Genomic DNA, 4992 nt, shown 5'->3' on the forward strand with positions numbered 1-4992 from the left:
GTCTACAACGACCCCCAGGCCCTGGCCGCATTCGCCGAACAGGCCCGTGAACAGGCACACCTGCACCGACTCGACAAGACCGGCGACGGGAGCGCGCTCGATGCCGCGTCCCAGGCCGCCTCCACGCACGCAGGGAACCTGGCCGCCACCGAGCGGGACGCCGACCCCCGCCTGCACCTCGCGCTCCTCGAACTGCGCCGCCGGGCGGAGAACGATGCCGAGCTCGCGGCCCACGCCGAACCCGGCGCCGAACCCGAGGCCGCCAGGCAGGCCGCGGCCGACTGGCTGTACGGCACCGCGTGGCAGCACGACCTGCCCGCCGAGCAGATCACCCTGCTCACCGACCTCATCGCCCGCAGCGGGGGAGACGACCTGGGCGACGGGCTGCTCGCCGCCTGGTGGCAGACGCTCCAGGCCACCCGCCCGGCCGCCGTCACCGCGGAACTTCAAGCCGAGTTCCCCGGCGGAACGGTGCGCCGGTCGATCACCGCGTTCCGCAACCGGCGCGCCCCGATCCTGGACCAGCTCGAACAGGTCCTGGCCCTGGACGCGGTCCGCGAAAAGCTCGCCAGCCCGCACACCGACGACCTCGGCGCGGCGGCACTGCGCCGCCCGGCGCGCGTCCTCGCCCGCGACGAGAAGCTGAACAACCGCGCCGACGCCTACCGGGCCACCCTCGACGTGGCCCGGGCCGCCCGCTATCTCGCCGAGCGCGCCGGTCACAGCGAGCTCCCGGCCGCCGACCAGGAGGTCATCGCCGCGCTGACGGCGTCCGCACAGGAGCTGGCAGCCGACTGGATCGCCTCCGCCGACGAGCCCCGCATCTTCCCGGACGGCGCGCAGGCCCCGCTGTGCCCCCCGTCGGCGGCCACCGCCCCCACCGGCACCGTCACCGAGGACGAACGCGCCATCGCCCAGATCCTGGACGACAGCGCCCTGGTGCCCGCCGCCTGGGGCGGCGGCGGATACACCCTGGCGCCACGCCTGGACGGCACCGTCGCCATCACCATGACGATGATGCGGCTCGAGGCGCCTAATGAGCGCGACGCCCGCATCGGGAGCCTCCACGACCTGGGCTGGCAGCCCGTCACCGTCGACGAGGACAACCCGCGCAGCGCCCACAGCGGCGAAGCCCGCCACGTCACCGTCACCCCGCCCCGCGGCCTGGACGCCGAGCGCCACCACCTCGCCACCGAAGTCCACGCCGTCCTGGACGCCCACCGCCGGCGCGGCGACCGCACCGAAACCTTCCAGGTACGCCCGGCCACCGATCGAGACTTCCCCGGCGCCGCCACCACCACAGCCGTCATCGCGACCGGCCGCATCACCCTCGACTCCGACCTGAAGCACGCCGGATACACCACCGAACGCCTCGGCGAACGCGGCGTGGTGGTGCGCTGGCCACAAGGCGCGGTGCCGATCGGACCGCACAGCCCCGCCCACAACACCCGGCCCGACGCGGTGCGCCTCGCCGTCGTGAACGCGGCCCTGCGGCCGCTGCACACACGGCTCACCAGCCTGTTGGCCGCCGCCCAGGACTCGCAGCCAAGCCTGAACGGCCTCGACGCACTCCAAAACCTGGGCACCGAACTGGACGCGCTCGACCAGGACTTCCCCCTGGCCGGCAACCCGCCGCACGTCCTGGACCAGTCGCCGCGCCGCCACGCCCTGAAGCGCACCGTCGTCTACGGCCTGCTCGACCGGCTGAAGCGGGAGGACGCACCCCACAACGAAACCCTCGACCGTGCCCTGGTCGAGGCGCACGGGCAGGGCGCCGACCGACACGTCCACGAGCTCGCCGGGGCGCTGCAGCAACTGCTGCACGAGTACGCCAGCGGCCGGGACGACCGGGCGCGTACACGACTCGCCAACCCCCACCCCACCTGGGAGGAGGAGCAGCACACCCGCGACCACGAACCCACCCCGGCCTCCGCGACGGCCGAGACGAACACCCCGGTCCCCCAGCGGCCGGTCGACCCTGCGCCGTCCAGCGATACGGTGCGCGCCGAGCGCGACACCGTTCCCGAGGACGACCAGCAAAGCGCCCTCCCTTCGACTGGGGGCGAGCCCGTTAGCCGCGAAGCCGGGGAGACGATACGGCCCTACGTGAGCGCGAAGGAATGGCGCGAACACCTCGCCGAAGTGCCCGTGTCGCCGCTGCACTGGGACTCGGACCACGACCTGGCCGAGGCCTTCCGGGTGGCCGACCCGGTCGCACACGCACTGCTGTTCACCACCGGGCAGAACGACCTTGCCTTGCATCCGGGCGAGATACCGGCCCCGCCTGAGGTCACCGTCACCTACGCGTTCCAGCTTGCCGACGCCGCCGACGCTCTCGGTGCGTTCCTCACCGACCAGGGCGCATCCGAATACGCCCGGCAACAGGCCACGGCATGGGCGGCCGTGATGCGACAGAGTGCACAACGACTGCAGCAGAACGCAGCGGGCGGCCACTGGCAGCACTTGTCCGCCTCCCTGCCCCAAGGAGTCCCGCCCGGTGCCCGGGAACGCAACGCCCGACGTGCGCAGCGCGCCACACGCTCACACGAATTCACCGCAGATCCCTGGCGCCTGTATGCCCCCTTGAGCGGCACCAGCGGCGAGCCCTGGGAGGGCCGCGACGTCACGCACACCGCGAGGTCGCTGATCGCGGCCGGAGCCCTGGCCTACACCGACACCGACGGCGCCGTCGTGGTCGACATCCCGGCCCATCTGGGCGCGGTAGGCACGCACCGTCTGGTCTTCACCCCCCTGGATCCTCAGGCGGCCCTGGACCACCTGGCGACGCTGCCGCGGTTCACCGCCCGCACCGGCGGCGCCCGTTTCGAACTCCTCGACGACCTCCTCGACCACCTTCGCTCCGACAGCCCGGAGCTGGCCGAACCCGGCCAGAGCGCCCCCTCTCCCCACCGGGCCGCACACCTCGGGACGATCGCTGACTCCAGCCGCCTGGCCCTCACCCCCAGCGGGAACCTCGCCGTCTACCAGCACCCCGACGACGGGCAGTGGCACGTGGCCCTGCCCGGCCCGATGGCCGACCTTCCCGGGGCCCCGGCCCTGGCCGACAAGCGCACCGCCCTGCGGTTTGCCGCCCGTGTCGAGGCCGTCCTCGCCGGCCCCTCCGAGACCGCCTTCCCGTTCACCTCCCCCCTGGCCGGACACGTCGCACGCCTGTGGCACACCGGCTCTGGCGACACCGTCGAAGAAGCGGTGCACGGGGCAGCGGTCGAAGACCGGCATCTGCCGGCCGACACAGAGCACGACGGTGAAGCCCGACGCACCCGGCAGGACACCGAACTCGCCGCGGGATACAACACGATCGCCCTCACACGAGACCTCACCCCCGGCGACCAGATCAGCTTCCGCCACCGGGTCACCGCAACCGACGTGGCCGACAGCCGCCTGCGGGGCGCGACGGAGCCCGCCGAGGGGGAGTGGGTGACCCTTCAGGGCACCGTCACCGTGGCCCCGAACCTGCGCGAACGCACCGACGCCCATGGCCAGCCCATCGACCTGCACACGGTCATCAGCCTGGACGACGCCACCTGGAGCGACCACCAGGGACACAGTGGGCCCGCCTTCTGGCTCCATGGGCCGGTGCCCCGGCAACAACTGCGGCGCTACCCCCGCATGCCTCATCTCCTGCAGGAACGCGCCACCGCTTTCCTCAACCGGCTGCCCGACTGCCCGGCACCGGACGGCGACGACGATCGCCGCCTGTTCAAGAGGGTGCGGCCCAGCGCCCCCTGGCGCCTGGCTCAGGGCGCCCTCACCCGACTGACCCACGGCGCCAGCTACAGCGGCGATCCCTCCCAGGACCTGCACCTGATCGCTGATCAGCTCCGCGACTTCGAACAGCGACTGAGGACCGGTTCCGGTTCCTACACCCAGACACGGCAGCACGCGCGCCAACTGGCGGACGACATCACCGCGGCCGCCGACCTGTACCCGCCCGGCGACCGGGCTGCTCGGGGGCGCGGCCGCCACGGCTGGGACCTTGTCTACCCCTGGGAGCTGCAGCCTGGTGACGAGGTCTGGGCGGATGGCTTCGAGAGCCCCACTTCGCAGCGCACCAGCAACGTCCACGGCCGCGTCACCGCACCAGGCAGTTTCACCCCCGCCAGCGACAGCATGAGTGTGTCCCGCAGCTGGTACGGCAAGGGACGCAACTACACGCTCGCGCACAGCGTGAGCCGCCCGTTCAATCAGGTGCTTGTGCCGCTGACCGGACTGGTCGAGCGGGCGCCGAACTTCCTGCGGCTGCCGAAGCCAACAGACGGCGAGCAGCAGCCTGCCGCGGCCCCCGTACCTGCGGTGCAGCCGCAGGCATCACTGGCCGCTCCGGCGCAGTCCGGCGCCATCCCCACGGGCGAAGCCGCCCGCAGCTCCGCAGCGTCTAGGGGCACGGCGAGCGGCGAGAGCGGCGCAGCCCCCGACGCGCCCGATGACCAGCAGATCCCCCTCCCACCGGCTGCGGGCGGCGGCGCCGGTAACGAGTACCCGCCGCCTCCTGCGCCCGGTGGCAACGACGAACCGGAACAGCCCGCCGAGCGCTCCGAGGGCGAACAGCCCGCGCCGGCCACGGCATTCACTCACTTCAACGAGATCAGCGCACCGCGCCGCGCCCTCAACCAGGCCATCCGGGCCGTGGCACGCACCACCCACTTCAAGCAACGGGCCGCCCAGAGCGGTCCCGAGACGGCGCTGAGCGACGCCCTGGCGACCTTCACCCGGGTCTCCCTGCGCGATCCCGCAGACTTCCACGCGGCCGTCGAAGCCGTCCACGCGGCCGTCACCGCCGTGAAGAGCACTTGGTCAGCCACAGCGGTGCCCGACGACGCCGACCAGGCCCTGGCCGAGCTGGTGCAGGCAGCCGACTCGTTCACCGCAGCGTGGCGGGCCACCGCCACCTCGACGGCCTGGGACACCCTCTTCAAGGGCGCGCCCCGCCCCAGCCTCCCGCAGACACAACCCGCCCCCTCACCGGACAGT

Annotated in this window: 1 pseudogene; it reads left to right on the forward strand. The window is 72.9% G+C overall.

The features are described from left to right. Positions 1-4992 (forward strand): annotated as a pseudogene (locus ACWFR4_RS47625) (hypothetical protein); the annotation flags it as partial.

The organism is Streptomyces sp. NPDC055140, from assembly GCF_053607285.1.